The sequence below is a fragment of the Kribbella endophytica genome (assembly GCF_054781295.1).
In genome coordinates this window covers 374,658-399,191 of record NZ_BAAGUR010000003.1, presented here as the reverse complement: position 1 = coordinate 399,191, position 24,534 = coordinate 374,658, and the positions used below count along the sequence as shown (strand labels likewise).

Below are 24,534 nucleotides of genomic sequence, written 5' to 3'. Positions count from 1 at the left end.
TCGAGCGGGCGTGTGCGCGGACCGGCAGCCGTGCGGGAGCGGGGACTTGGCGGCGCGCGAAGCGTGCTCGCCTCGGGGGTGCCCGGCTTCTCCCCCCACCCCACCACCCCTCTGATTCAGGAAGCGGCGGAGTCGTGGGTGAGGTGGACCGACTTGGTGACGAGTTCGGTGTCGGGGTCGTGGGGGAGGGTCGGGTTGCCGTCGACGATGACGTGGGCCCGGTCGCGGGTGTGCTGGACGGCGAAGTGGTCGCGTTCCCAGCGCATCCAGTCGAGCCAGCGGTCGCGGAGCGGTTCGCCGTCGCGTTCGATGCCGCGGTCGAGGCGGACCTCGTTGCTGGTCTCGATCCAGATCCGCAGCGACTGCCAGTGGTCGGCGTCGCGGTCGCAGGAGGTGACGCCCTCGACGATCAGCAGGTCGAGGGTGGTCGGTACGACGTGCAGCTCGGCGTACGCGCCCTGGATCCAGTCGTAGCGCCGGTACCGGCCCTCGCGGCCGTCGGCGATCCGCTGCAGCACGTGGTCGCGCAGCAGGCCGAAGCCGCGGACGGCGCCGTCCCAGCCGTCGTACAGGTCGTCCATGTGGAGCACCTGGCAGCGGAGTCCGCGCGCCTCCGCACGCGCGGCGAATCGGGCGGCCAGGGTGCTCTTGCCGGAACCGGCGGGACCGTCGACGCCGATCAGGCGGGTCCGGCCGAGTCGCGCCGGGCTGCCCTGGACGTGGTCCAGCAGGCTGTCGACGGTCAGCGTGGTGGGGCTGTCAGTTGATTCCATGGCGCTTCAGGATGTCCTCGATCTCGTCGAACTCCGACGACTCCTGCTTGCTCGCCTTGGCCCCCTTCGGGGCTCTGGCCGGCTTGGTGGCAGGGGCGGAGGCCGAGGCGGGGGCCGGTCCGGTGCTGGTCAGTTCACCGGCGGCGGCCGTGGGCTTCGTCGTGGCCGGCTTCTCCGCCGCGGGGCTCCGGCGGCCCTTGGCCACACCGGACACGACGTACAGGACCACGGAGACGCCGAACAGCGCCGCCCCGGCCCACACCGTGGGGGAGAAGATCAGGTGCGTGACCCAGCTGACCGCCGAGCGCACGACGTCCCAGACCAGCTCCAGCAGGCCGGTCAGGTAGAGCGAGACCGGCAGCAGGGACCAGGCGACACCTCGTACGCCGGCCGCCGCCCCGCGGCGCCGCCAGGCAGCCCACGAGCCGATCAGGCCGAGCAGGGTGAGACCCGCACAGAACGGCAGCAGCGTCAGATCATTGAAGTCAGGCACACACCCAGGCTCGCACAGAGATGCGCGGAACCAAGCCGGGAAGAGCCCTGAGCACACCCTGAAACCGGCGTCCGGGGACAATGGTGAGCGTGCAGCCGGATAAACGCTTGGCCTTCACCGGGTTCGACAACGACGACGGTACGGCGGACGCCGCCCTGGCCGAGGCGCTCGCCCAGCGGGACCTCGGCGCGATCCTGCACGCGCTGACCACGGCCAGGCTGCTGGTGCCGGTCGTCGCCATGCTCGGCGAGGTCGAGCACGACGAGCAGGGGCTGGCTCACGACAAGAGCTCCGACATGGCGGTGGCCCTTCTCCAGGGCCAGGACGGCCGCAACGCGCTGCTCGCGTTCACCAGCACCGACGCGTTGGCCCGCTGGAGCCCCGAGGCCCGCCCGATGCCCGCCCAGACGCAGCTGGTCGCCACCGCCGCCGTACAGGAAGGCGTCTCGGCCATCGTGCTCGACGTGGCGGGCCCCGCGCCTGGCGTCATCGAGACCGAGGACGTCCAGCGCCTGGCCGCCGGCCTCCAGGTCGTACGCCTGGAAGACGGCGGCTTCGGTTGGGTCCACCCCACCGACTAGACAACTGCGTCGATCGGTTTGCCCTTCATGGCCAACCGGCTGGTGACGGCTGTGGTGGGCAGGACCAGGAGCAGGACCACCGCCACCCAGGCCACCCCGATCCACCACGGGCCTGACGGGATCGGCCAGCCTCGCGTGGCGATGGCGATCGGGAGGACCGTGAAGGCGGCCGCGATCAGGCCGAGCACCAGGCCCAGCGCGGCGATCACCAGGTGCTCGAGGTAGAGCATGCGCAGGACCTGGCGTCGCGTCGAGCCGGTCAGGCGTTGGAGGCCGAACTCCCGGCGCCGGTCGAGCACCGCCACGGCGATGGTGTTGATCGAGGCGATCGCGGTGTACGCGATCGCGATCCCCGCCAGCAGGTAGGCGATCCACGCGTCCACCCCGAGCCCGGTGTCGAAGCCCGCACCCAGCAGCTCCCGCTCACCGGCAGTTGCCCCCGGCCACTTCCCGAGGTCGAGCGCCGCCAAGACCTTCTCAGGCGACGACGTACGGACCAGCACCTGCGACGGCAACCCGGTCGACGTGTGCGCCGCGAGCAACGCCGAAGGCAGCAGCAACGACTCGTACCCGGACGTTCCCTCCGCCAGCGCCACCACCCGCACCTTGACCAGCGCGTCGTCCCCGAGCCTCAACCCGATCTCCGAACCGACGTCCACCTTCAGCTTCCGAGCGACCCCAGGCGGCAGCGCCACCGTCTCCCCGGTCAGGTCGTCCAGCGACCCGGCCTTCACCTTCCCCTTGTACACCGGCCCGTTCACCCCGAGCAGCGGCCACGGATCGCTGGTGTGCGAGCTGTCGTACGGCTCCTCGATCCACCCCTTGCTCCGGACCAGCTCGGACGCCGCCGACACACCCTCTGTACGGCGAACAGCCTCGACCACCCCACCCGGCAACCCGCCCGTGTCAGTCACCACCACATCGGCGTACAGGTTGTCCGTGTACGCCTCGACCGCCGCCTTCTGCTGCGTCGTCTGCGCGTAGATGTTGCCCAAGGCAATCGCCGACGCGAGCACGATCGGCACCAGGATCGCCGCGAACTGCACCGCCCGGACCTGCAGGTTGATCACCGCGAGCGCCCCCGTCGGACCGCGCGACGACAAGAACTCCGTCACTCGCGGCGTCAGCGCCCGACGGATCACCAGCGGCCCCAGGACGGCGACCGCGATCGACCCCGTCAGCACCGCCGGTCCACCGATCGCCGCGGCGTCGGCCGGGCTCATGAAGATCGTCGACACCCCGATCCCGACCGTCCCGGCCGCGAACACCGCACCGATGATCATCCGCACCCGCCCAATAGCGACCGGCGGCACCAGAGCCTCGGCCAGCGCCTGGATCGGCCGGATCCGTGCCGCCCGCCCGGCCGCGATCCCGACCGTCACCCGCAGAATCACCAGCGTCAGCAAGGCCGCTCCCGCGAACGGCAGCACGCCCTGGTCGAACCGCAGCGCCGCCGGCACGATCCCGCCGCCGCTCAGCATCCCGAAGATCCATTCGCCCGCAGTGCGCCCGAGGAGCAGCCCGAGCACCAGCGCGATCGACGACACCAGCATCGTCTCGGTGACCACCATCTTCCGCACCTGACCAGGCGTCGCTCCGCTCGCGCGCAGCAGGGCCAGTTCGCGACGCCGCTGCCGGACCGACAGCCCGATCGTCGCGGACACCACAAGCGCCATCACGACTGCGACCATCCCACCGAACACCCCGGACAGGATGATCAGCGGCAGACTCGTCGCGATCCCCGCGAACTCGGCCGCGCCGCGCTCGTCGCCGGTCAGCGCCACCACCCCGGTCGGCAGGTCGAGCTGCTCGGCCAGGCCTTTCACCGGCACCCCCGCGGCCGGAAAGACCCCGATCGCGTCGACCATCCCCGGCCGCGGCGACAGCTCGCGCGCCTGCCGGTCGTTGAAGAAGATCGCCGGTACGTCGACAGCGCCCTCGGCAACACCGGCGAGCACGAAGTCGCGCGGCTCTCCCTTCACCACAACGGCAACCGGTGACCCGACCTGCGCCGAGCCGACCAGCCGCCGATCCAGCACGACCTCACCGACCGCGGGCGCCCGCCCGCCGATCAGCTTGTACGGCGTGAGCGCGGCCGAGGCCCACCCGTGCCCGTTCAGCTCGTCGCCCGGCGCCACGGCAGCCGGGACGAAGACGTCCGCAACAACCTTCGCGACTCCCGTCGTACCGGCGAGCTCGGCAGTCAGCGCCGAGGAGACCGCGTGCCGTTCGGGATACGCCACCGAGCCGCTCCCGTTCGGCGGGTGGTACGCCGGCCGCCCGGTCACCACGATCGGCGCCTCGGCCAGGCGCTGCGGCGCCGCGTTGAGCCGCAGGCCGGTTTCGAGCAGACCGCCGGCGGCGGCCATCAGCGAGCTGCCGAGCAGCACCGCGACGAAGATCGCCAGGAACGCCGCCGTACGGAAGCGCAGGCTGGACAGTGCGAGCCGGATCATCGGGTCACCTTCAGGCGGGAGAGTTGGGCGAGTTCGGCCGCGACCGACGAGGCGGTCGGCGACGGCATCTGGGACACGATCTGGCCGTCGACCAGGAAGACGACGGTGTCCGCGTACGACGCGGCGACCGGATCGTGCGTGACCATCACGACGGTCTGCCCGATCGCACGGACCTGGTCGCGCAGCAGTGCGAGCACGTCACCGGCGGTCTGGGTGTCCAGCGCGCCGGTGGGCTCGTCGGCGAAGGTGATCGCGGCGCGGCCGGCCAGTGCCCGGGCGATAGCCACCCGCTGCTGCTGGCCGCCGGACAGCTCACCCGGCCGGTGCCTGGTGCGGTCAGCCAGGCCGACCCGCTGGATCACCTCGTTGACCCACGCCTTGTCGGGGCGCTGCCCGGCCAGCGTGAGTGGCAGTACGACGTTCTGCCGCACAGTCAGTGCCGGCATCAGGTTGAAGGCCTGGAAGACGAAGGCGACGTGCTCCCGGCGCAGCTCGGTCAGGGCGGTCTCGTTGAGCCCGCGCAACGCCGTACCGGCCAGGTGGACCTCACCAGCTGACGGGGAGTCCAGTCCGGCGGCACAGTGCAGCAGGGTGCTCTTGCCGGACCCGGACGGGCCCATCACTGCGGTGAACGAGCCCTCGGCGAAGCCGTAGCTGACTCCGTCGAGGGCGGTGACGGCACCGGGACCGGTGCCGTACACCTTGCGGACGTCGGTCAGCTGAACCGGTGCGGACATCAGAGGGCCCGCAGCTGGGACTTGCGGTGGTAGGACTCGTTGGTCCACCACAGGACGCCGACGGCAGCGCCCAGCCCGAGGTCGGACCAGAGCCACCAGGGGCCGTCGAAGTGACCGAAGACGGCCAGGGTCAGCCAGACGACGAACTGGATCGCACAGACCGCCAGCCAACCGACGGTCGCGATCCGCAGCGCCAGCGTCAGCCCGTACGGCGGTACGGCGTCGGGTAGGCCGTCGAAGACCTGCCGCAGCTCGCCGCGGGTCCGGGCGACGCCGACCAGGTCGTGCCGGTCAGCGGCCTGCAGCGGCGACAGTCCGCCGAGCCGGGTGGCGCAGTCGATCTTCTCGTGCGCGGCGCGCCGGTCGGTGTCGGTCAGCGCCAGCTCGTCGGGGGAGAGCAGCGGGCCGAGGGTCGCGGTCATGGTGTTCATCTGAGGCTCCTTCGTAGCGGACCGGTGGATCGGTCCGACACGAAATAGCGTAGGGATTGAACAGTTTCAGGCGGAGGGTTCTGGGTCCCGTCTCGGGGGTGGAGCTAGCACCCCAATCCGGCCGTGAGGCTCGGTTGGCGGTCCGATCTGAGCCAGGATGGTGCCTGTGAGTGACGACCGGACCCAGCTGCCGCCGGGGCTCGCCCTGTCCTGGGGCGTGCTGCCGGTCCAGCGGCGTGGGCCGAAGCCGGCGCTGAGCGTCGAGCAGATCGTGGCCACCGGCATCGAGTTCGGCGACCGGCACGGCTTCGAGGCGATCTCGCTGCAGAAGATCGCGGCCCAGCTCGGCGTCACCACGAACGCCATGTACCGCTACGTACGCTCCAAGGACGAGCTGCTCGTCCTGGTCCAGGAGACCGCCTTCGGCCCGGCGCCCGACCTCGGCACCGGCGACTGGCGCACCGGCGCGACCGCGTGGGTGAATGCCCAGGTCGCCAAGTACGCCGCACGCCCGTGGATGCTCGACTTCCCGATCCGCGGCGCCCCGGCCACGCCCAACCTGCTCAGCTGGGTCGAGGCTCTGCTGCAGTCACTCGACTCGACCGGCCTGAGCATGCACGACAACCTCGGCTGCGTCGTCCTGCTCGACGGCTACGTCCGCAGCTACGCCACCCTGGCCCGCCAGCTCGCCGCCAGCGAGCAGGTCCCGGTCCAGGCCGAGCACGTCGGCGCCTTCCTCGTGCCACGCCTGGTCGCAGGCAACTACCCGATGCTCACCAAGCTCTACACGAACCACGAGTACGAGGACGAGCTCGACGACGACCTCGAGTTCGGCCTGACGAGGATCCTGGACGGCATCCAGGTCTTGATCGACCGGAAGGCCTGATCGACCGGCCTAGGGCAGGGCGATGCGGACCGGGCCCTGGGCGCGGGCCTCGACCCACTGGAGGTGGAAGGGGCTGCCCGGGGCGATCTCCGCGCGCCGGTGGAGGTCGGTGCGGAGGTTGTACGGCGCCGTGAGCGTGGTCGGCTCGGTCGAGTGGACGCCGCCGGCGCGGATCTCCGCGATCGCCTCGGCCAGTGCGGTCGCCGCGGGCTTGGGCTGGTGGTCGACGGTGAACAACCCGAGGTCGTACTCACGGTCCGGGAAGTCCAGCAGCTTGCGGTCGATGTCGTGGGACGACCACCAGGTGATGCCCCACAGGGCCGGGTTGTGCACGACCTGCTCGACAGTACGGCGTACGAACTCAGCCTGCAGGTCCGCCGGGATGTCAGGACCCGGTACGCCGATCTCCTGCAGCCAGACCGGCCTGGCCGGGTCCAGCGAGGTCGCGGCGGCCAGCTCGACCAGGTAGTCGGCGTGCGTGAGGGTCGCCGGGCCGAGCGGCCCGTCCACTCGAGAGACCCCGTTGAACACCCACGAGTGGACGGTGCTCAGCTCACCCAGGTCGACCACGTCGACCGGGCTGAACGGGTGGTCCGGCTTGTACCAGGCGTCGTCGAAGACCGAGTGCAACGCCAGGACGTCCGGAGCCGCTTTCTTCACCGTGGTCAGCAGCTCCTGCGCCCAGGCGGTCGAGGCCTCGGGCGTGGTCGTGCTGTCGGGCCAGAGGTTGTTGACCTCGTTGCCGAGGGTGATCGCGAAGACGTTCGGCCGTGTGGCGACCGCGGCGGCGACCTTCTCGCAGTACGCCGTGAGGCCGTCGCGCACGGTTGCGTCCTCGAACAGGCTGGCCTTGTGCCAGGTGAGCGCCCACGACGGCAGGAAGTCGAAACTCGACAGGTGCCCCTGGATGAGGTCGACCGAGACGGTCAGCCCGTGCTCGGCGGCCGCGTCGATCGTGTCCAGCAGGTCGTCGATCGCTGCCTCGCGGATGATCGCGCGGTTGGGCTGGATCCACGGCCAGATCGGGAACACCCGCACGTGGTCGAGCCCGATCCCGGCCAGGTCGGCGAAGTCCCGGCGGACCGCCGCCGGGTCGTAGTCCAGCCAGCTGTAGAACCAGCCGGCCGAGGGAACGTAGTTCGCGCCGAACCGGGGCGTGGCGGGATCCGAGAGCATGTGGATGATGCTAAAACGGTTTAGAGGATCGGGCAAACAGCGCGGGGTCAGGCCGGGGGAGCGGTGGACTCTCGGACCGTCAGGACCGGGTCTGCTGTGCGGCGGTTGATGCTGGCTGTTGGGTCGGCGATGACCTCGAGGAGCACCTCCGCCGCCTGGCGGCCGAACTCGAAGGTGTCTCGGGACAGTGCGGTCAGGGCCGGGTGCATCAGTTGGGTGAGGATCGAGTCGTCGAAGGCGACGATCGACAGCTCGCCGGGGACCGAGACGCCCATCTCCATCGCGACGCCGAGGCCGGCGACGGCCATCACGTCGCTGTCGTAGACGATCGCGGTCGGCCGGACCGCCTGCGACAGCAGCTTGCGCGTCGTGGCCGCGCCCTCCGCGTCGCTGAAGTCCGTGGCCAGCGACGGCGCCTCCAGCAGGTCGAGTCGTGGCGCCGCGTCGCGTAGCGCGCGCATCCGCCGCTGCGTGTGCTGGAAGTTCGGCGTACCGGCGACGTGCGCGATCCGCCGGTGCCCGAGCGCGGCCAGGTACTCCACCACGGCGAGCATCGCGTCCCGGTCGGACGCCCACACGGACGGCAGGTTGCCCTTGCCACCGCGCCCACCGATCACCACGGCCGGCAGCTCCAAAGCCTTCAGCTCGTCGATCCGCGGGTCCCGCACGGTCAGGTCGACGAGGATCACCCCGTCGACGCGGTGCTCGGAGTTCCACCGCCGGTACACCTCGATCTCCGCCTCGGTGTCCTCGACGATCAGCAGCTGCAGCGAGATCGAGTGCGCCGACAGCCCGGACTGCAGCCCCGACACCAGGTGCGCGAAGAACGGCTCCACCCCGAGCGTCCGTGCGGGCCGAGCGATCACCAACCCCACCGAGTCGACCCGAGAAGCGCCGAGCGCGCGAGCCGCGCTGTGCGGCCGCCACGCCATCTGCTCGGCGATCGCCAGGATCCGCGCGCGCGTCGCCTCGCTCACCCCGGGCCGCCCGTTCAGTGCGAACGACACCGCACCCTTGGACACGCCCGCGCGGTCCGCGATGTCCGCGATCGTCGGTCTGGCCATCGGCCACCTCCTGGTCGGTCCCCACCCTTGACAGCGGATTCTACGATGTGGATAGTGCAGGAGCTATACCGGTTTATCACTTCAGGAGAATTCCATGCGTAGTCGTCGTCTCGCCCCGGTGGCAGCACTCGCCGTCGCGGCGCTCACCCTGGCCGGCTGTGGCCTCGGTTCGTCCGAGGAGTCCTCGTCCGGCGCCCAGCCGACCGTCGACGCGAACGCGAAGGTGACCGGTGAGGTCAGCTTCCAGACCTGGGCGCTGAAGCCCAAGTTCACCTCGTACGTCGAAGGCGTGATCAAGGCCTTCGAGGCCAAGTACCCCGGCACCAAGGTGACCTGGCTCGACCAGCCGGGCGACGGGTACGACAAGAAGGTGCTGAGCCAGGCGTCGGCCGGTCAGCTGCCCGACGTGACCAACCTGCCGCCGGAGTTCGCGCTCCCGCTGGCCAAGCAGAGCCTGCTGCTCGACGTCGCCGCGGCCGACCCGGCCGTGAAGACCGACTACGTCGAGGGCGGCGTCACGGCGTACCAGTACCAGGGTGTCGAGGGGACGTTCGGCTACCCCTGGTACCTGAACACCGACATCGACTACTGGAACTCCACCAAGTTCGCCGCGGCCGGTCTGGACGCGAAGAACCCGCCGAAGACCTTCGACGAGCTGCTCGCGGCCGCCAAGGTGGTGCACGACAAGTCCGGCGGCAAGGAGTACCTGATGAGCCGGCTGCCCGGCATCGGCGACTTCACCAACGCCGGCGTCAAGATCCTCAGCGACGACGGCAAGAAGTTCACCTTCAACACCCCCGAGGCCGTCGCCCTGCTGGACAAGTACGCCGACGCCTACAAGAACGGCTACCTGCCGCGCGACATCCTCACGCAGGAGTACCTGGGCAACTCCAAGCTCTTCACCCAGGGCAAGGTCGCCTGGACCACCGGTGGCGGCAACGCGATCGTGGACTTCCAGAAGGACAACCCGTCGCTGAAGGGCAAGGTCGTCCCGTCGCCGGCCCTGGACACCCCGCCGCTGTACGTGCAGGGGCTGTCGGTCTCGGCCAAGTCGAAGAACCAGGCCGCCGCGATCGCGCTGGCCAAGTTCGTCACCAACGCCGAGAACCAGGCCGCGTTCGCCAAGATCGTGAACATCTTCCCGTCCACCAAGGCGTCCGCGAACGACCCGTACTTCTCCAAGAGTGACGGTACGCCGGAGAGCGACGCCAAGGTGCTCGCGTTCGAGTCGCTGGCCAAGGCCAAGTCGCTGCAGCCGGCCGTGATCAGCGGCGCGACCAACGACTTCATCAACCAGCAGATCTCGCTGGCGATCTCGGGCAAGGTGACCTCGCAGAAGGCGCTCGACGCCGCGGTCGCCAAGGCCGACCAGCTGCTCGCCCCGTAACGCGATGCGCTACCACCGGTGGTTCTCCCCGTGGGTGCTGGTCGTCCCGGCACTCGCCTGGTTGCTGGTGTTCAACCTGTGGCCGTCGATCAACACCGTGATCCTGTCGTTCACCAACGCCAGGCCGATCGGCGGCGGGACCTTCGTCGGACTGAAGAACTTCGAGGCCCTGCTGCACGACGAGCAGCTGCGCTACGCGTTGCTGAACAGCGTGATCTACATGATCGTCTGCCTGCCGTTCCTGACGATCGTGCCGTTGGCGCTGGCGGTCCTGGTCGAGAAGAAGCTGCCCGGGATCACGTTCTTCCGGACCGCCTTCTACACGCCGGTGGTGGCGTCCGCGGTCGTCGTCGCGCTGATCTGGCAGTGGATCCTCGACGACCGCGGCCTGGTCAACGGGATGGCCGAGAAGCTCGGCGTGATCTCCGGCCCGCTGCCGTTCCTGTCCGACCAGTGGTTGCTGCTGTTCAGCGCGATCAGCCTGACGATCTGGAAGGGGCTCGGCTACTACATGATCATCTACCTGGCCGCGCTCGGGAACGTCGGCCGTGAGTTGCACGAGGCGGCCGCGGTCGACGGGGCCAGTGCGTTCCGGCGGTTCACGAACATCACGATTCCCGGCGTCCGGGGAACGATGATCCTGATCGCGATCCTGATCTCGGTGTCGGCCCTGCGGGTCTTCTCCGAGCTGTTCATCCTCAGTGGTGGCAACGGCGGTCCGGGTGGTCGCGACTCGTCGGTGGTGATGCTGATCCAGCAGTACAGCCAGGGCTTCGAGGGCAACCTCGGCTACGCGTCCGCGCTGTCGATCGTGCTCTTCTTCGTCACCGTCGTACCGATGCTGGCGTTGGCCCGGCTCAACCGGAAGGCGGCGGACGCATGAGTGTGGTCACCGATCCGGCCCGGCCGGTCGCCGTACCGGACGAACCCGGTACGCCGGAACGCAAGCGCAAGCGCGGCACCTTCAGCTTCAACGCGATGTCGCCGACCGAGAAGGTCGTCCGCTACGTCCTGCTCGTGTTCGTGCTGCTGATCACGATCGGGCCGTTCCTGTGGCAGCTGTCCACGTCGCTGAAGGGATCCGGCGAGGACATCTACACCCGGATCCCGCGGCTGCTGCCGGCCCAGCCGACGCTCGACCACTACGGCGCGGTGGCCGACACCATCCCGGTCTGGGACTACATGCGGAACTCGCTGCAAGTCGCCGTACTGGTTGTCGGAGGCAACATCATCGGGTCGTCGCTGGCCGGCTTCGCGCTGTCGCGGCTGCAGTTCAAGGGCCGCAAGCTCGTGCTCGGGCTGTTCCTGGCGACGCTGGTGCTGCCGGGCGAGGTCACGATCATCTCGCAGTACGTGACGGTCCGGGAGTTCGGTCTGGCCAACACGCTGTTCGGCGTCGCGCTGCCCGGCATGATCGGCGCGCTGAACGTGCTGCTGATGTACAACGCGTTCCGCTCGCTCCCGCTCGAGGTCGACCAGGCCGCGATCGTCGACGGCGCGAACGTCTGGCAGCGCTTCCGCTACATCGCGCTGCCGAGCGTCCGCGGCACGATCAGCGTGGTCGCGATCTTCGCCTTCATCGGCGCCTGGGACGACTTCCTCTGGCCGCTGATCGTGCTCACCGACCCCGACAAGTACACGCTGACCGTCGGCCTGCAGTACCTGTCCGGCACCTTCAGCAACAACCCCCGCCTGATCGCCGCCGGCACGATGATCGCCTTCATCCCGATCGTGATCGTCTTCGCCACCCTCCAGCGCTTCTTCTTCAAGGGCGTCGAGGAAGGCGCGGTCAAGGGCTAGTACGCCGTACGACGGCAGGGCGGTGCAAGCGCCGACCTGCCCGAAGCCTCAGCCCCGGTCGCCGTGCGCGGCCGGGGCTGCCTTCGGTGATCTGCCGAACATGTTCGTTACGAACTTGTTCGGAGCGAACATGTTCGTTATGGTCGGAGGGTGACTGAGGACAGGGAGCCGCGAAGTCGGCGGGAGCGGCCGGCGAAGGCGGCGTTGACGCGGGACGGGATCGTGCGGACCGCGGTCGGGCTGGTGCGGGCCGAGGGGTTGAAGCGCGTGACCATGCGGCGGCTGGCGGACGAGCTGGATACGGGCGCGGCCTCGCTCTACGTCTACGTGCGGAACACGGCTGAGCTGCATGCCGCCGTACTGGACGAGCTGCTCGGGTCTGTCGAGCTCACGCCGACGGCGGGGGACTGGCACGAGCGGCTGGAAGCGGTGCTGACGTCGTACGAGGGTGTGCTGATGGAGTACCCCGAGCTCGCGCAGGCGGCGCTCGTGGCGCGGCCGTCGGGGCCGAACTACCTGGATCTCATCGAAACGCTGCTGGCGCTGCTGGACGAAGGCGGCGTGGCGAAGGACCGGGCGGCGTGGGGGATCGACCTGCTGCTGCAGTTCGTGACCGCGTCGGCGGCCGAGCACGCCGGTGAGAAGGACCCGGGTGAGTGGGACCCGCTGACGAAGAGGCTTCGCGCGGTGGACCCAGGCGTACACCCGCAGCTCGCGGCGCACGGGGAGGACCTGCTCTCCGGTCCGGGGGAAGCGCGACTGACGTGGGGACTCCGCGTCCTGATCAACGGAGTGCGCGACACTCCACGGCCGGAAGGAACGCCATGATCGCAATCGTCGGAGCCGGGCTCGGTGGCTTGATGCTGGCCCGCATCCTGCATGTGAACGGCGTCGAGGCGACGATCTACGAGCTCGACGCGTCGCCGGACGCCCGCACGCAGGGCGGCATGCTCGACATCCACGAGGACTCCGGTCAGGTCGCGCTGCGCGCGGCCGGCCTGTACGACGGGTTCGAGCGGCTCGTCCATCCCGGCGGGGAGGCGATGCGCATCTACGACCGGTACGCCGTACTACGGCACGAGGACAAGGGCGGGACCGGTCGCCCGGAGGTGCATCGGCGGGATCTACGGAACCTGCTGATCGACAGCCTGCCGGAGGGGACGATCCGGTGGGGCTCGAAGGTCACCGAGGTCACCGCTGGCCGGCTAACACTGGTTGACGGATCTGTTGTCACTGCAGGTCTGGTGGTTGGTGCGGACGGTGCTTGGTCGAAGGTGCGGCCGCTCGTGTCGCCCGCGCTTCCGGCGTACGAAGGCCTGTCGTTCGTCGAGCTGGATCTGATCGGCGAGCACCGCGATGCCGCCGACCTGATCGGCGACGGCATGATGTTTGCTCTGGGCAACAACCGTGGATTCCTCGCGCACCGCGAGCCCGACCGTTTGCACGTGTACGTCGCGCTGCGGCTTCCCGAGGGCGAGGCGCCGACCGGCAAGGACGAACTGCTGGCCGAGTTCGCCGGGTGGGACGAGCGGTTCTTCGACCTGATCCGATCCGCCGACGGTCCGCTCGTGTCGCGCCCGATCCACGCTCTGCCGATCGGCCACCGCTGGCCGCGCGTCCCCGGCGTCACCTTGCTCGGCGACGCCGCTCACCTGATGTCGCCGTTCGCCGGAGAAGGCGCGAACCTCGCGCTCCTCGATGCCGCCGACCTGGCCGCAGCCCTGCTCGAGCACCGCGACGACACCGAAGCCGCGCTCACGCAGTACGAGCAGTTGCTCTTCCCCCGCAGCGAGGAGGCGGCAGCTGGGTCCGCCGCCAACATGGGTCTGCTCTTCGCCCCAAACGCGCCGGACGGCGCGGTGGACTTCTTCGCGCAGATGGCTGACTAGCGGCGGCGGGAGGCCTTCGGGTGGACCTCGCCGGTGTACTTCTCGCCGGGGCCGGTGCCGGGCTCGTCGGGGATGGTGGAGGCTTCCTTGAAGGCGAGCTGGAGCGAACGCAGCCCGTCGCGCAGGGGAGCGGCGTGGTGGTGGCCGAGGCTCGGGGCGGCGGCGTCGAGCAGGCCGGCCAGGGCGTCGATCAGCGAGCGGGCCTCGTCGAGGTCCTGGTGCTCGGGCAGGTCCTCGGCCAGGCCGAGGTTGACGGCGGCGGCGCTCATCAGGTGCAGGGCCGCGGTCGAGATGATCTCCACGCTCGGTACCTCGGCGATGTCGCGGGAGACGGTCGACATCGGGTCCACCCGCGACTCCTCCACGGCGGGGGAGTCGGCAGGGGCATCAGGCGAAGTGGAGATCGGGTCGGTCATGCTGTTACTCTTACATGGCGACCGACTCGGTCTGACGGTGACCCCTGAGCGGAATAGTTCAGGGCCGCCAACGGTTCGAGTCTAAGCGGAGGGCCACCTCCCACCCAGTCGACGAAGAGTCGGCGGGTCCCGGTCACGCCGAGGTTTCCGGCTTCACCGCCGGAGCAACCGCGGCGATCGTACGGCGAACCACCCAGCGGTCAGGGGTTGGCGGGTCGTCGATCTGGGAATTGGGCCTTCGTGTGGATCGCGCACGGAGGCTTTTGTCGTTCCTGACAGGAATCTCCGGGGCAGCGGTCAGCAGGTGGCACCAGTATCGAACAACCCAGGAGGACCCATCACCATTGAACTGCGCGTCAACGAGCGCATCCGCGTTCCCGAGGTGCGTCTGGTCGGACCGAACGGTGAGCAGGTAGGCATCGTCCGGATCGAAGACGCTCTTCGGTTGGCACAGGAAGCCGATCTCGACCTGGTCGAGGTTGCAGCGACGGCACGCCCGCCGGTCTGCAAGCTGATGGATTTCGGCAAGTACAAGTACGAGACCGCGCAGAAGGCGCGCGAGTCCCGCCGGAACCAGACCAACACCGTCATCAAAGAGATGAAGCTGCGGCCGAAGATCGACCCGCACGACTACGAGACCAAGAAGGGTCACGTCGTCCGCTTCCTCCGTGCCGGTGACAAGGTGAAGATCACGATCATGTTCCGTGGTCGCGAGCAGTCCCGCCCCGAGCTGGGGTTCCGGCTGCTGCAGCGGCTGGCCGAAGACGTCACCGAGCTCGGCTTCGTCGAGTCCTCGCCGCGTCAGGACGGCCGGAACATGATCATGGTGCTCGGACCGCACAAGAAGAAGTCCGAGGCGCGCGTGGACGTGGAAGCCGAGAAGGCCAAGAAGCTTGCCGAGCACGAGGCCGAGCAAGAGGCCGAGCGCCTCGAGCGGGCCGCGCAGCTCCAGCAGTTCGAGGCCGAGAAAGCAGCCGGCGCCACCAAGAAGCCGAAGGGTCCGGCCGACAACCTCGACCCGGAGTGATCCGTCGCTCCGGCCGTTGAGGCCGGAGCCGGACCACCGGTTCGAGTCAACGAAGAAACGAGAGAACACAGCCATGCCGAAGATGAAGACCCACTCGGGGATGAAGAAGCGTGTCCGGGTCACGGGCTCGGGCAAGATCCGCCGCGAGCAGACCGGTGTCCGCCACCTCGCCGAGGCGAAGTCGTCCAAGCGCAAGCGTCGCCTGTCCGGCACCGTCGAGGTCGCACCCGCGTACGTCAAGAAGGCCAAGAAGCTTCTCGGCATCTGAGCCTCGCCCCTTTTCCCCGGACATCCCCGCCGCGTGGGTACCATCCCCGCCGGCGCAGAAGTACAAGGAGTAACACCTCATGGCACGCGTGAAGCGGGCAGTCAACGCCCACAAGAAGCGCCGGGTCGTACTCGAGCAGGCCAGCGGCTACCGCGGCCAGCGCTCGCGCCTGTACCGCAAGGCGAAGGAGCAGGTCACCCACTCGCTCGTCTACGCCTACCGTGACCGCAAGGCGCGCAAGGGCGACTTCCGCAAGCTGTGGATCCAGCGGATCAACGCCGCGACCCGCGCGGAGGGCCTGACCTACAACCGGTTCATCCAGGGCCTGCGGCTGGCCGAGGTCGAGGTCGACCGCAAGATCCTGGCCGACCTGGCCGTCAACGACCCGGCCGCGTTCAGCGCGCTCGTCGTCGTGGCCAAGGCTGCTCTGCCGGCGGACGTCAACGCGCCGTCGACCGCGGCCTGAGCATCACCGCACCCAGTAGTAGCACTCGAGTGGCGAGCCCTGGTCTGCTGACCGCGCAGTCTGTGCGGATCAAGCAGGCCCGCAGGCTCGCCACTCGCGCGTTCCGCCGCAAGACCGGCCGCTTCCTGGTCGAAGGCCCCCAAGCCGTCCGGGAAGCGCTCGAGCACCGCGAGCGCGTCGTCGAGGTGTACGCCGAACCTGACGTCGCCACCCGGCACCGCGACCTGCGGGACCTGGCGACGGTCGCCGGCGTGCCCTGGTTCGAGGTGAACCGGGCCGCCGTCGAAGCGCTCAGCGAGACCGTCACGTCCCAGGGCGTGGTCGCGGTCTGCTCACTCGTCGACGTCTCGCTCGACGAGGCAGTACGGCGTACGGCGTCGCTCGTCGCCGTCGGAGTCCAGGTCCGCGACCCGGGCAATGTCGGCACCCTGATCCGGACCGCCGACGCGGCCGGCGCGGACGCCGTCGTGCTGTCCAGCGAGTCCGTCGACCCGCACAACCCGAAGGCCGTCCGGGCCAGCGTCGGCAGCCTGTTCCACCTGCCGATCTCGCTCGACGTGGACGTCCCGGCCGCCGCGAAGGCGTGGCGGGACCAGGGCATCCAGGTTCTCGCCGCCGACGGCTACGGCAGCTTCGACCTCGACGAGTGCATCGACGACGGCACCCTCGCCAAGCCGACCGTCTGGCTGTTCGGCAACGAGGCCCACGGCTTGCCCGACGGGTACGACGCGATCGTCGACCGTTCGGTGAAGGTCCCGATCTACGGCCGCGCCGAAAGCCTCAACCTGGCCACCGCCGCCGCCGTCTGCCTCTACGCCTCAGCCCGGGCCCAGCGCATCGACAACGAGCAGCAGAACGTCAACGACCAGCACTGAGGCGGTTCTCCAGGCCGTCGAGAAGGCTGTCGAGGCCGTAGGAGAAGGACTCGTTCTGGAGCTGGTCCATGTCGACGACGCGGCGGCGCTGGACGGACTCGTGCATGCGGGGGTCCATCGTGGTGAGGTGGTCGACCTCGGCGAGGATCTCCTGGTTGCGTTCGGCGACGGTGCGGCCGGAGCGGCGGACCGAGGCCTGCCAGGCGGCCTGGGAGTTCGCGTTGCCGAAGACGAACGACAAGACGGCGCCCATCGAGTAGTCGATGTCGCGGCCGGTGAAGCCGGCGGCGGCGAACAGGGCCAGGCCGCGTGATCCCATGCTGATCGCGTTCGGGCCGATGCTCGGGCGGGTGTAGATCACCTCGGGCACCCAGCCGTGCCGCAGGACTGCGGCGCGCAGGTTGTGCGCGAGCAGCAGTACGCCGGCTCGCCAGCCGGCCAGTTCGGCGTCGGGGACGTCGATCTCGCCGTACACCTCGTCGATCACCAGATCGATCAGGTCGTCCTTGGTCTGCACGTGCCAGTACAGGCTCGTCGCGCCTGAATCCAGGCGGGCGGCGAGCTTGCGCATGCTCAGGCCGGCCAGGCCCTCGGTGTCGAGCAGCTCCATCGTCGCCTTGACGATCTGGTCGCGGCTGAGCGTCTCGCGGGCCGGAGCTGCGGTCCGCTGCCTCGTCCAGATCGATTCCATGGGCTCATTCTAATCTGACTCGCACAGTGTTCCAGTTCGTCGTACAGTGTGCGAGTGACTAGTACATCGTTCGAGTCGAGCCAGGCCGGGCATCCCCGGCGCTGGTGGATCCTGCTGATTCTGTGTCTGAGCGTGATGGTGCTGGTGGTCGACAACACCGTCCTCAACCTGGCCATCCCGTCGCTGATGCGCGACCTGTCCGCCACCCCGGCCGACGTGCAGTGGATCATCGACGCCTACATCCTGGCGTTCGCCGGCCTGCTGCTGACCGCCGGAAGTCTGTCCGACCGGTACGGCCGGCGCCGGATGCTGATCATCGGACTGATCGTGTTCGGGCTGGCCTCGTTGCTGGCCACGCTGGCGGCGAACCCGTGGCAGCTGATCGCCTGCCGCGGGCTGATGGGCGTCGGCGGCTCGCTGCTGATGCCGAGCACGCTGTCGTTGCTGTTCACGGTCTTCCCGCCGGAGGAGCAGCGCAAGGCGATGGCCGCCTGGTCCACCGTCGCGATGGTCGGCGTGGTCGCCGGGCCGACGATCGGCGGCGTACTGCTCGAGCACTTCTGGTGGGGCTCGATCTTCCTGATCAACGTGCCGATCGCGGTGCTGGCGATCATCGGGACGATCGCGCTGATCCCCGAGTCGAAGGGCCCGGCGCGGGCAGTCGATCCTGTCGGCGCGCTGCTGTCGGTCGTCGGGATGTCCGCGGTGGTCTGGGCGATCATCTCGATCCCGGCCGACGGTCTCGGCTCGGGCCGCGTGCTCGGTGGGCTCGCGGTCGGCGTGCTCGGACTGATCGCTTTCGCTGTGTGGGAACGGCGAACGCCGCACCCGATGGTCCCGCTGCAGCTCTTCAAGGACCGCAACTTCAGCGGGACGAGCCTGTCGATCGTGCTGCTGTCGTTCACCGCGGGCGGACTCCTGCTCGCGCTGACGCAGTACCTGCAGTTCGTGCTGGCCTACAGCCCGCTCAAGGCCGGCCTCGCGCTGATTCCGTACGCCGTGTCCGCGATGCTCTTCAACGGCGTCGGCGCGACGCTGGGCAAGAAGTTCGCCGACCGCACGCTGATCGCGACCGGCCTGGCCGTCATCGCCGCGGGCTTCGGGATCCTGACGCAGGTCACGATGGACACCGGGTACGGGCTGCTGATCGTCGGCCTGATGGTGATGGGTATCGGCGGCGGCCTGGCCGGCCCGGCGGCGTACACGTTGCTGATGCAGGCCGTCCCCGCCGAGCACCGCGGAGTCGGCTCGGCGATGAACGACACCGTCCAGCAGACCGGCGCCGCGCTGTCGGTCGCCGTACTGGGCAGTGTGCTGGCTGCGGCGTACTCGGCTGCTCTGCCGGACTCGGTGCCTGCCCGCGAGTCCATCGCTGACACGCTGGCTCTGGGCCCGGAGTTCGCTCAGGTGGCCCGCGAGGCCTTCACGGACGCCATGTCGATCGCTATGACGGCCGGTCTGATCGGAGCAGCAGCAGGCACGCTGGTCGCGCTGTTCGTCCTGCCGCGCAGGTCGGCCGTTGCCGCCGAGCCGGAGTCGGAGCTGGAAGCCGAGCACGCCGGCTGACCTTGCAGCGGTGAGAATGTGGCGGTGAGAGACGGGTTGCCATTCAGGCAGAGCGGACGGTTCTGGCGGGGCAACCTGCACACGCACTCGAACGAGTCGGACGGCGCGCTGTCGCCGGCCGAGACCGTGCGGATCTACCAGGACGCCGGCTACGACTTCCTGGCTCTCACCGACCACTTCCGCCCCGAGCACGGCTACCCGGTGACAGACACCCGGCCGCTCCGCTCCGACGGCTTCACCACGTTGATCGGCGCCGAGCTCCACGCGCCACGGACCGAGGCCGGCCAGTCCTGGCACATCGTGGCAGTAGGCCTGCCGCTGGACTTCCCGCCACCCAGCCCCGAGGAGACTGGGCCGGAGCTGGCGTGGCGGGCTCGGTCAGCGGGTGCGTTCGTGGGCATGGCACACCCGTCCGCGTCGCTGCTCACGGCCGTTGACGCCGAGAGCCTCGACGCGGCCCACTCGGTCGAGGTCTACAACGCTCTGGCCGACCGGGAGAACCGGGGCGACAGCTGGCATCTCACCGACGTACTGCTGAATCGCGGGCATCGGCTGACGGCGTACGCCGCTGACGACGCGCACCTGCAGCCGCAGGACCCGCTGCCGTGTGCTGCTTGGGTGCAGGTGCGTGCGGAGACCCTGGAGCCGGACCCACTGCTCGCAGCACTCAAGGCCGGCCACTTCTACTCCAGCACGGGCCCTGAGCTGTACGACGTACGCATCGACGACGGTGTCGTGACTGTGCAGTGCTCGCCGGTCGTGAAGGTGCTGCTCAGCGGAGGTGCGCCCGGGGCCGAGGTGGTGCAGGGGACCGACCTGACCGAGTGTTCGCTACCGCTGGAGATGTTCCGCGGCCGGCACTGCCGGGTCACCGTCGAGGACGCGGCAGGTGGGCGTGCGTGGACCAATCCGATCTGGCTGTCAGCCGTTGCCGAGCCAGAAGCGGGTCAGGATGATGCCGGTGACGAACAGGGCCCAGGCACCGATCACGACCGCGTGGTAGCCGCTGAGTGAGCGCACCCAGCGGGTGTCGCGGAAGTTGTGCAGGGTGACGTACCAGAACGTCGGGATCGTCACCGCCCACACGACCATGCAGTACGGGCAGAGCGCGCCGATCGTGTAGATGCTCTGGTAGGCCAGCCAGTGGATCAGTACGGCGGCAGCGCTGACGCCGACCTGCAGGCCGAGCCAGATCCAGCGCGGGAACCGTACGCCGCTGAGCAGCAGGACGCCAAGCGTGGTGACGATCGCGAAGCCGCCGATGCCGAGCAGCGAGTTCGGGAAGCCGAACAGGGAAGCCTGCGGCGTCACCATCACCGAGCCGCACGACAGCACCGAGTTGATGCTGCAGCTCGGCGTGTAGTTCGGGTCGGTGAGCAGGTGGAACTTCTCCACGGTCAGCACGAACGCGGCCAGGAACCCGATCGCCCCGCCAACGGCCAGCAGCCACTTCAGGCCGGTGGCGGGGTCGCCGGTCTCCGGACCGGCTTCGGTCGCTGGGGCGGTGAGGTCCGCGTTCGTCATCACGTGCTGCCTTCGGGTCGTCGGACGATGCTCCCGATTGTGCCGCACCGTCACCAATCGCTCACCGCAGCGGTAGCTGGACCAGGTCGCGATCGGCCAGGCCCCAGGCGTGATGCGTCGGGCGGCCGCGCACCGGACTCAGCTGCGGGACCGTGTACCAGCCGTCGCCGAGCTTGTTCACCAGTAGTCGCGCCTGGCCGGGTCCGGGGCCCAGCTGGTAGAGGTTGCCGCCGAAGTTCGTCTCGACGTACACCCGGTCCTCGTGGACGAAGATCTCCCCGTAGCCCGACAGGTTGGTCGTCGCACGCACCACCTCGCCGGTGCGCAGGTTGTAGGTGAACCACCCGCCGCTGGTGCGCTTCAGTACGCCGTACAGGAGACCGCGGTGGATCGCGACGCTCTGGATGGACCGTTCACCGGCCAGCGGTTCGGCGGTCCAGAGCAGGCGGCGGCGCCGGAGGTCGAACGCGCCGATCGCGGCCGAGGTCCGGGTCGGGGTGATGCCGCCGCCGCCGACCACGTCGCCGCCGAGGTAGGCGATGCCGTCGACGATCGACACCGACATGATGCTCTGGTCCGGCAGCAGGTTCGGGTAGACGTCCATTCGGCCGGTCCGGACGTCCAGCAGGGTGAGCGCGCCGACCAGCTTGCCGGTTCCCGGCGCGGAGGCGATCGCCAACAGTCCGGTCCGTTCGTCGTACGCCGCCTGCCAGGGCCGGAGCTGCTCGTGCCCGATGATCCCGAAGCTGTGCACCTCCGTGGTCCGCGGGTCGATCCGGACCACCTCGGTGCTCGGGTAGAGCGCGGAGTACAGGTGGCCGTCCTGCCAGGTCAGCGTCTTGGCCTCACCCGGCACGCGGATCCGGCGGCTGGTCCGCCGGGTGAGCGAGTGCTCGGTGACGACCCAGTGCCCGCCGACGTACAGGTGGGGCATGCCGAGCTCGATGGACTGCGGCTTGTCGGCCGCGGGCTCGAACCCGGCGTCGACCAGGTCGAGCAGCTCGAACTGTCCGGTGCCGAGATCGAGCCACCACAGCACGCCCGACCCGGTCGCGCCGAGCAGTGTGCCGCCGTCGAGCAGCACCAGCCGGCGGTGCTCGTCGGCCGGCGCCGGTGTCGCCACCGCGGTGAGTGTCACGTCGTCCGGACCGCACGACCACACTGTCCCCGCGCCGCGAGTGGTCACGTACGCCGTACCGTCCGCGCCGACCACGATCGCGTCGATGCCGGTCTGGCCGCTCGGCAACGGCACCACCCGGACGTTCCCGCCGTCGAGATCCATGCTGAGCAAGGCGCCGCTGCTGCCGACGAAGAGCCGGTCGGCCGTGGCCGCGAACGGCCCGAAGGTCTGCCCGCGGACGGCGTCCGGCGTGAGGTCGCGGAAGCCGCCGCCGGTTCGGTCGTAGGCGACAAGCTGGGCCGGCGTGTAGATGCCCGCGTACACCGACGAACCGGCCGCGCCGACGTACCGGCCGTACTGCGCTCCTGCCACCGGAGCGCCGAGCCGGGTCAGGGCCTGCGTGGCCGGATCGATCTGCCAGACCGTGCCGTTGGGATAGCTGACCGCGAAGACCTGGCCGTCGGGAGCCGTCACCAGGTCCCAGACGAAACCGCCCGCGCCGGCCAGGCTGCCGACCCGGGTCAGGGCAGCGGTCGCGGGGTCGAAGCAGTAGACGTCGGCGACCGGGTAGAGCCCGACGTAGATCTTGCCCGCGGCGACCGTCATCGCCCAGCCGCCTTCGCCGACCGGCAGGTCGGTGGTGCGGACGACGCGGCGGGTCGCGAGGTCGACCTCGACAAGCTTCGGCGGCACAATGCCGCGGGTGATCAGGTAGGCCCGCCCGTCGTGCACGGCCATCGCGACCACCGCTGCCGTCGAGCAGGCCGGTCCGAACCGGGGCAGCGTGGAGCCGTCCACCGGTGCGGCAGAGGGGCCCGCGAGAGCCGGCGTCGTGGCGGAGGGGCCTGCGAGAGCCGGCGTCGTGGTCAGGGCGGCCGCCGTACCGGCGAGGATGCTTCCGGCCAGTACCGTGCGCCGCGACACCGTCCGTGCCGGGTCTCCTGCTGCGTTCTGCGTCATCGGTGGGCTCCCGCCGGGTCGGTGATGCGGACCAGGTCGCGGCCCTTGATCGTGTAGAGGGCGTCGCCGGAGTGGGAGGCCGTGATCAGCGGGTAGCTGTAGATCTGGGCGTCGAGTCCGTCGACGACCGTGGTGACGGCCGGCACGCGTCCCGGGCTGACCTCGAAGACGCGCTTGCTGTCGGTGCCGAACAGCCGGCCGCGGGCGATCGCCAGCCGGCTCTGGCTGGTACCGATCGTCTGCGTGCTGAGCACCTTGCCGGTGCGCTGGTCGAGTACGGCGAGCCGGCCGTCGTCGGTGGTGGCGTAGAGCCGGCCGCGGTACGGCACGACGTCGCTGAACGCCTGCGCGCCAGGGGCCGCCGCGATCTCCCACAGGGTCCGGTTCCGGCGCAGGTCGAAGGCGACGACTGTTGCCTCCGGCAACACCGGAGTGGTGCCGAGGCTGTTGCGGGTCGCGCCGCCGAGGTAGGCGATACCGTCGTCGGCCCCGACCGACCGCACCGACTGGTGCGGCACCACGCCGCGGTGCACCTCGCGCCGCCCGGTCCCGAACTGCTGCTCGGTCAGCGTCCCGTCGTACTTGCCGTAGTCGGGTTCGGTCGAGATCAGCAGCGTCCGCGTCCGCTCGTCGTAGGCCTCGTCGGTCGGGCGGGTCTGCTCGTTCTCGATCCGGCCGTACTCGTGCAGCCCGGTGCCGTCGGGTTTCATCGCCCAGAGCCGGGCCAGCGTGTAGACGCCGAGATAGACGTCGCGACCGACCGGCGTGAGGGTCTTGGCCTCGCCGGGCAGGAAGACCCGGTGGTTCGTGCCCGCCTTCAGATCGTGCACCTGGATCCCGGCCTTGCCGCTGACCAGCACGGTGTCCCGCGTCGCCGCGATGCCCATCGCCTGCTCCGGCGCGGGCGGAAGTCCCGCGGCGCCGAGATCGGTGCCGCTGAAGGTGCCGGCCGACTCGTCGAAGGTGACGACCTCGCTGGTCAGCTCGGCCCGGATCGTGCCACCGTCGACGAAGATCCGGTTGAAGTACGCCCCGTCGTACGGCGAACCGAGCCGTTGCAGCTCACCGCCCCGGCTGCGGTACAGCGTGCCGGACGGGCGGGTGCCCAGGTACACGTCTCCGGTCGGTTCGTCGACGGTGATCGCGGTGACGTACTGGTCGCCGCCCGGAGGTTGTACCTCGACCGGCTCGGCCAGGTTCGCGGTGTCGAACACCAGCATCGTCCCGGTCGGGGACAGGCCCGCGGCCAGCTTGCCGCCGGCCAGCGCGAGGGTGGCGACGAAGGTCCGGTCGGCGTACCGGGCGGGCAGCACGTCGCGCCGCTCGCCGCTGATCCGGTCGATCGCGATCAGGTGGGCCTTGGTGCCGACGCCCGCGTAGATGGTGGTCTCGTCGGCCGCGATGCTGCGCACGTACTGCTCGCCGGGGAAGGCGGCGCCGTACGAGCGGGTGGCGCCGGTCGCCGGGTCGTACTCGTGCACGCCGCCGTCCGGGTAGGTGCCGGCCACGATCCGGCCGTCGGGCGTGGCCGCGATCGACCAGATGAACGAGCCGAACCGCGCGACCTTGGTCAGCGCGCCCGTGGTGGTGTCGATCTTGTAGACGTCGCCCGGCGTGTAGAGGCCGATGTAGAGATCGGTGCCGACGTGGGTCATCGCCCAGGCGCCGGCGCCGGTGGGAAGGGCGATCTTCTGTTCGATCTTCTGGGTGGCCGGGTCGAACGCGCCGACCTGGACCGGGGAGACGCCGGAGCTCGCGGTCCAGATCCGGTCGCCGACCTGCTCGGCGACGCTGGTCGAGGTGACCGCGGAAGCCGGGCCGAGGTTCTCCGCTGCGAGTGTGGGCGGCGCGGCGGCCGCGCTCGGGCCGGCGGTGAGGGTCAGGAACAGGGCGCCGATGACGGCGACGATGAGGGCCGATGGTGCTGATCGCTGGTGCACAACGCCTC

Annotated in this window: 25 protein-coding genes; 13 read left to right on the top strand and 12 right to left on the bottom strand. The window is 69.7% G+C overall.

Annotated elements, in window-relative coordinates:
* Window positions 1-116: 116 nt before the first annotated feature.
* Together ACYVIO_RS28105 and ACYVIO_RS28100 are read right to left on the bottom strand one after the other, a co-directional pair.
* Window positions 117-773: a uridine kinase family protein gene (locus ACYVIO_RS28105; protein ID WP_460653910.1), complete on the bottom strand. Its 657-nt coding sequence runs from the start codon at window positions 771-773 to the stop codon at window positions 117-119.
* A complete protein-coding gene (locus ACYVIO_RS28100) occupies window positions 760-1,266 on the bottom strand; it encodes a hypothetical protein (RefSeq protein WP_460653909.1) in 507 nt (168 codons plus the stop codon). The genes ACYVIO_RS28105 and ACYVIO_RS28100 overlap by 14 nt, the downstream gene beginning before the upstream one ends.
* 80 nt (window positions 1,267-1,346) lie before the next feature.
* Between ACYVIO_RS28100 and ACYVIO_RS28095 the strand changes: the two genes are divergently transcribed.
* Window positions 1,347-1,847 (top strand): SseB family protein, encoded by a 501-nt coding sequence (locus tag ACYVIO_RS28095; RefSeq protein ID WP_460653908.1) that lies wholly within the window; start codon window positions 1,347-1,349, stop codon window positions 1,845-1,847.
* Here the strand turns inward: ACYVIO_RS28095 and ACYVIO_RS28090 are convergent.
* Genes ACYVIO_RS28090 through ACYVIO_RS28080 form a run of 3 tightly spaced genes read right to left on the bottom strand, consistent with a single transcriptional unit; the run spans window position 1,844 to window position 5,471 of the window.
* On the bottom strand, window positions 1,844-4,303 hold the full coding sequence (locus tag ACYVIO_RS28090; protein WP_460653907.1) for an ABC transporter permease: 2,460 nt from the start codon (window positions 4,301-4,303) through the stop codon (window positions 1,844-1,846). The two genes, ACYVIO_RS28095 and ACYVIO_RS28090, sit on opposite strands and share 4 nt — an antisense overlap.
* Window positions 4,300-5,040 (bottom strand): ABC transporter ATP-binding protein, encoded by a 741-nt coding sequence (locus tag ACYVIO_RS28085; RefSeq protein ID WP_460653906.1) that lies wholly within the window; start codon window positions 5,038-5,040, stop codon window positions 4,300-4,302. The genes ACYVIO_RS28090 and ACYVIO_RS28085 overlap by 4 nt, the downstream gene beginning before the upstream one ends.
* Entirely contained in the window at window positions 5,040-5,471 is a 432-nt protein-coding gene (locus tag ACYVIO_RS28080) for a DUF1707 domain-containing protein (RefSeq protein WP_460653905.1), read from the bottom strand. The genes ACYVIO_RS28085 and ACYVIO_RS28080 overlap by 1 nt, the downstream gene beginning before the upstream one ends.
* 166 nt (window positions 5,472-5,637) lie before the next feature.
* Here ACYVIO_RS28080 and ACYVIO_RS28075 point away from each other — a divergent pair, with 166 nt between their 5' ends.
* Window positions 5,638-6,357 (top strand): TetR/AcrR family transcriptional regulator, encoded by a 720-nt coding sequence (locus ACYVIO_RS28075; RefSeq protein ID WP_460653904.1) that lies wholly within the window; start codon window positions 5,638-5,640, stop codon window positions 6,355-6,357.
* Window positions 6,358-6,366: 9 nt separating this feature from the next.
* On the opposite strand, the gene ACYVIO_RS28070 is transcribed toward ACYVIO_RS28075, so the two are convergent.
* Window positions 6,367-7,533 carry a glycoside hydrolase 5 family protein gene (locus tag ACYVIO_RS28070; protein WP_460653903.1) on the bottom strand — a complete coding sequence of 389 codons (1,167 nt, stop codon included), beginning with the start codon at window positions 7,531-7,533 and terminating at the stop codon, window positions 6,367-6,369.
* A 47-nt stretch (window positions 7,534-7,580) separates the two neighbouring features.
* On the bottom strand, window positions 7,581-8,597 hold the full coding sequence (locus ACYVIO_RS28065) for a LacI family DNA-binding transcriptional regulator (RefSeq protein WP_460653902.1): 1,017 nt from the start codon (window positions 8,595-8,597) through the stop codon (window positions 7,581-7,583).
* Window positions 8,598-8,691: 94 nt separating this feature from the next.
* Here ACYVIO_RS28065 and ACYVIO_RS28060 point away from each other — a divergent pair, with 94 nt between their 5' ends.
* The 5 genes from ACYVIO_RS28060 to ACYVIO_RS28040 all read left to right on the top strand — a co-directional run bounded on the left by ACYVIO_RS28060 (window position 8,692) and on the right by ACYVIO_RS28040 (window position 13,673).
* Complete coding sequence (locus ACYVIO_RS28060) at window positions 8,692-9,984, top strand: ABC transporter substrate-binding protein (RefSeq protein WP_460653901.1); 1,293 nt, start codon at window positions 8,692-8,694, stop codon at window positions 9,982-9,984.
* Window positions 9,985-9,988: 4 nt separating this feature from the next.
* Entirely contained in the window at window positions 9,989-10,867 is an 879-nt protein-coding gene (locus ACYVIO_RS28055) for a carbohydrate ABC transporter permease (protein WP_344180018.1), read from the top strand.
* Entirely contained in the window at window positions 10,864-11,784 is a 921-nt protein-coding gene (locus ACYVIO_RS28050) for a carbohydrate ABC transporter permease (RefSeq protein ID WP_460653900.1), read from the top strand. The genes ACYVIO_RS28055 and ACYVIO_RS28050 overlap by 4 nt, the downstream gene beginning before the upstream one ends.
* A gap of 150 nt (window positions 11,785-11,934) precedes the next feature.
* Window positions 11,935-12,612 (top strand): TetR/AcrR family transcriptional regulator, encoded by a 678-nt coding sequence (locus ACYVIO_RS28045; RefSeq protein WP_460653899.1) that lies wholly within the window; start codon window positions 11,935-11,937, stop codon window positions 12,610-12,612.
* Window positions 12,609-13,673, top strand: coding sequence for an FAD-dependent oxidoreductase (locus ACYVIO_RS28040; protein WP_460653898.1), 1,065 nt, complete (start codon window positions 12,609-12,611; stop codon window positions 13,671-13,673). Before ACYVIO_RS28045 ends, ACYVIO_RS28040 begins: the two co-directional genes overlap by 4 nt.
* Here the strand turns inward: ACYVIO_RS28040 and ACYVIO_RS28035 are convergent.
* Complete coding sequence (locus tag ACYVIO_RS28035) at window positions 13,670-14,089, bottom strand: DUF1844 domain-containing protein (RefSeq protein WP_460653897.1); 420 nt, start codon at window positions 14,087-14,089, stop codon at window positions 13,670-13,672. The genes ACYVIO_RS28040 and ACYVIO_RS28035 overlap by 4 nt on opposite strands.
* Before the next feature lie 304 nt (window positions 14,090-14,393).
* On the opposite strand from ACYVIO_RS28035, the gene infC reads away from it, so the two are divergent.
* From infC to ACYVIO_RS28015, 4 genes are all read left to right on the top strand, one after another.
* Window positions 14,394-15,116 carry a translation initiation factor IF-3 gene (infC, locus tag ACYVIO_RS28030; RefSeq protein ID WP_460653896.1) on the top strand — a complete coding sequence of 241 codons (723 nt, stop codon included), beginning with the start codon at window positions 14,394-14,396 and terminating at the stop codon, window positions 15,114-15,116.
* Window positions 15,117-15,189: 73 nt separating this feature from the next.
* Window positions 15,190-15,384: a 50S ribosomal protein L35 gene (gene rpmI / locus ACYVIO_RS28025; RefSeq protein WP_130383713.1), complete on the top strand. Its 195-nt coding sequence runs from the start codon at window positions 15,190-15,192 to the stop codon at window positions 15,382-15,384.
* A gap of 79 nt (window positions 15,385-15,463) precedes the next feature.
* Window positions 15,464-15,850, top strand: a complete 387-nt coding sequence (gene rplT / locus ACYVIO_RS28020; RefSeq protein ID WP_184797282.1) for a 50S ribosomal protein L20 — start codon at window positions 15,464-15,466, stop codon at window positions 15,848-15,850.
* 29 nt (window positions 15,851-15,879) lie between these two features.
* Complete coding sequence (locus ACYVIO_RS28015; protein ID WP_460653895.1) at window positions 15,880-16,725, top strand: TrmH family RNA methyltransferase; 846 nt, start codon at window positions 15,880-15,882, stop codon at window positions 16,723-16,725.
* On the opposite strand, the gene ACYVIO_RS28010 is transcribed toward ACYVIO_RS28015, so the two are convergent.
* Window positions 16,709-17,416 carry a TetR/AcrR family transcriptional regulator C-terminal domain-containing protein gene (locus tag ACYVIO_RS28010; RefSeq protein ID WP_460653894.1) on the bottom strand — a complete coding sequence of 236 codons (708 nt, stop codon included), beginning with the start codon at window positions 17,414-17,416 and terminating at the stop codon, window positions 16,709-16,711. The two genes, ACYVIO_RS28015 and ACYVIO_RS28010, sit on opposite strands and share 17 nt — an antisense overlap.
* Before the next feature lie 54 nt (window positions 17,417-17,470).
* On the opposite strand from ACYVIO_RS28010, the gene ACYVIO_RS28005 reads away from it, so the two are divergent.
* Window positions 17,471-18,982, top strand: a complete 1,512-nt coding sequence (locus ACYVIO_RS28005) for an MFS transporter (RefSeq protein ID WP_460653893.1) — start codon at window positions 17,471-17,473, stop codon at window positions 18,980-18,982.
* Between the two features lie 24 nt (window positions 18,983-19,006).
* Window positions 19,007-19,996 (top strand): CehA/McbA family metallohydrolase, encoded by a 990-nt coding sequence (locus tag ACYVIO_RS28000; protein ID WP_460653892.1) that lies wholly within the window; start codon window positions 19,007-19,009, stop codon window positions 19,994-19,996.
* On the opposite strand, the gene ACYVIO_RS27995 is transcribed toward ACYVIO_RS28000, so the two are convergent.
* The 3 genes from ACYVIO_RS27995 to ACYVIO_RS27985 form a co-directional block, all read right to left on the bottom strand.
* A complete protein-coding gene (locus tag ACYVIO_RS27995; RefSeq protein ID WP_460653891.1) occupies window positions 19,904-20,506 on the bottom strand; it encodes a vitamin K epoxide reductase family protein in 603 nt (200 codons plus the stop codon). The two genes, ACYVIO_RS28000 and ACYVIO_RS27995, sit on opposite strands and share 93 nt — an antisense overlap.
* Before the next feature lie 61 nt (window positions 20,507-20,567).
* The gene (locus tag ACYVIO_RS27990) at window positions 20,568-22,586 is read right to left on the bottom strand and encodes a hypothetical protein (protein WP_460653890.1); all 2,019 of its coding nucleotides are present in this window, start codon (window positions 22,584-22,586) and stop codon (window positions 20,568-20,570) included.
* Window positions 22,583-24,526 carry a YncE family protein gene (locus ACYVIO_RS27985; protein ID WP_460653889.1) on the bottom strand — a complete coding sequence of 648 codons (1,944 nt, stop codon included), beginning with the start codon at window positions 24,524-24,526 and terminating at the stop codon, window positions 22,583-22,585. The genes ACYVIO_RS27990 and ACYVIO_RS27985 overlap by 4 nt, the downstream gene beginning before the upstream one ends.
* Window positions 24,527-24,534: the final 8 nt, after the last annotated feature.

Coding starts and splice junctions, on each gene's coding strand:
- ACYVIO_RS28105 (WP_460653910.1), bottom strand. CDS start 773: ATGGAATCAACTGACAGCCCCACCACGCTGACCGTCGACAGCCTGCTG.
- ACYVIO_RS28095 (WP_460653908.1), top strand. CDS start 1,347: ATGGTGAGCGTGCAGCCGGATAAACGCTTGGCCTTCACCGGGTTCGAC.
- ACYVIO_RS28090 (WP_460653907.1), bottom strand. CDS start 4,303: ATGATCCGGCTCGCACTGTCCAGCCTGCGCTTCCGTACGGCGGCGTTC.
- ACYVIO_RS28085 (WP_460653906.1), bottom strand. CDS start 5,040: ATGTCCGCACCGGTTCAGCTGACCGACGTCCGCAAGGTGTACGGCACC.
- ACYVIO_RS28080 (WP_460653905.1), bottom strand. CDS start 5,471: ATGAACACCATGACCGCGACCCTCGGCCCGCTGCTCTCCCCCGACGAG.
- ACYVIO_RS28070 (WP_460653903.1), bottom strand. CDS start 7,533: ATGCTCTCGGATCCCGCCACGCCCCGGTTCGGCGCGAACTACGTTCCC.
- ACYVIO_RS28065 (WP_460653902.1), bottom strand. CDS start 8,597: ATGGCCAGACCGACGATCGCGGACATCGCGGACCGCGCGGGCGTGTCC.
- ACYVIO_RS28060 (WP_460653901.1), top strand. CDS start 8,692: ATGCGTAGTCGTCGTCTCGCCCCGGTGGCAGCACTCGCCGTCGCGGCG.
- ACYVIO_RS28055 (WP_344180018.1), top strand. CDS start 9,989: ATGCGCTACCACCGGTGGTTCTCCCCGTGGGTGCTGGTCGTCCCGGCA.
- ACYVIO_RS28050 (WP_460653900.1), top strand. CDS start 10,864: ATGAGTGTGGTCACCGATCCGGCCCGGCCGGTCGCCGTACCGGACGAA.
- ACYVIO_RS28040 (WP_460653898.1), top strand. CDS start 12,609: ATGATCGCAATCGTCGGAGCCGGGCTCGGTGGCTTGATGCTGGCCCGC.
- ACYVIO_RS28035 (WP_460653897.1), bottom strand. CDS start 14,089: ATGACCGACCCGATCTCCACTTCGCCTGATGCCCCTGCCGACTCCCCC.
- rpmI (WP_130383713.1), top strand. CDS start 15,190: ATGCCGAAGATGAAGACCCACTCGGGGATGAAGAAGCGTGTCCGGGTC.
- rplT (WP_184797282.1), top strand. CDS start 15,464: ATGGCACGCGTGAAGCGGGCAGTCAACGCCCACAAGAAGCGCCGGGTC.
- ACYVIO_RS28010 (WP_460653894.1), bottom strand. CDS start 17,416: ATGGAATCGATCTGGACGAGGCAGCGGACCGCAGCTCCGGCCCGCGAG.
- ACYVIO_RS27995 (WP_460653891.1), bottom strand. CDS start 20,506: ATGACGAACGCGGACCTCACCGCCCCAGCGACCGAAGCCGGTCCGGAG.
- ACYVIO_RS27990 (WP_460653890.1), bottom strand. CDS start 22,586: ATGACGCAGAACGCAGCAGGAGACCCGGCACGGACGGTGTCGCGGCGC.